The sequence below is a fragment of the Streptomyces griseicoloratus genome (genome assembly GCF_014534645.1).
GTDB classification, from domain to species: Bacteria; Actinomycetota; Actinomycetes; order Streptomycetales; family Streptomycetaceae; genus Streptomyces; species Streptomyces griseicoloratus.
The window spans coordinates 1-268 of sequence record NZ_JACVQF010000115.1 but is presented as its reverse complement, the minus strand read 5'-3'; the positions used below and the strand labels follow the sequence as shown (position 1 = coordinate 268).

Here is a 268-nt window from a genome sequence, read left to right as displayed (position 1 = left end):
CCCGTCCGTCGACGGCGAGCCGTACCAGCACATCCTCCCGGTCGAGGACACCGGCTTCGAGCTCACGACGGTCGATCTGGGCTCCGCAGGCGACGCCGGGGCTATCGAAAAGGCCGTACAGCACACCTTCCGTCTTGACAGCGAAGTCCCATTGCACGCCTGCCTCTTCGCCGACGGAGAGACAGACGTGCTGATTCTGGTGGTGCATCACATCGCCGGGGATGGTTGGTCGATGGGTCCGCTGGCTCGTGATCTGTCGGTGGCGTAT

1 protein-coding gene is annotated in these 268 nt (G+C 64.2%); it reads left to right on the top strand.

Annotated features, from left to right (window positions below; all coding sequences use genetic code 11):
* Nucleotides 1–268 (top strand): condensation domain-containing protein (locus H0H10_RS03375; protein ID WP_188179280.1); only part of this gene is annotated, 268 nt, incomplete at both ends.